The sequence below is a fragment of the Mesorhizobium sp. M8A.F.Ca.ET.207.01.1.1 genome (assembly GCF_004794715.1).
Classification (GTDB): domain Bacteria; phylum Pseudomonadota; class Alphaproteobacteria; order Rhizobiales; family Rhizobiaceae; genus Mesorhizobium.
In genome coordinates, this window is sequence record NZ_SRUS01000582.1 from 1 (window position 1) to 282 (window position 282).

General features: G+C 70.2%; 1 protein-coding gene. It reads right to left on the minus strand.

Annotated elements, in window-relative coordinates; genetic code table 11:
• The coding region (locus EN850_RS35930) for a DUF4434 domain-containing protein (protein WP_136093098.1) at nt 1-282 on the minus strand (282 nt) is incomplete at both ends.

The following is a 282-nucleotide window of genomic DNA, read 5'->3' on the forward strand; positions in this document are numbered from 1 at the left end:
ACTGGCCGGATCGACGCTGGAGGACGCCAGGTAGGGCGCCACCATCACCGGCCGGGAGGGCGTCGCCGCCTTCAGTGCGGAGACGACCGCGCGGTAGAAGGACGCGCGCTCGGCCGGCACCTGCGCAGGCTCATCGGTGATGTACCAGCCGGCGAATGCTGGATGCGCCGCGTACTGCTGGGCCAGCTGCGCCATCGACTGCGCGGCATCCTGCGCCACCGCTGCGGCATTCGATCCCTGCCAGAACGTCGCACACTGGCCCGAACTGTAGGTGGTGCCGAC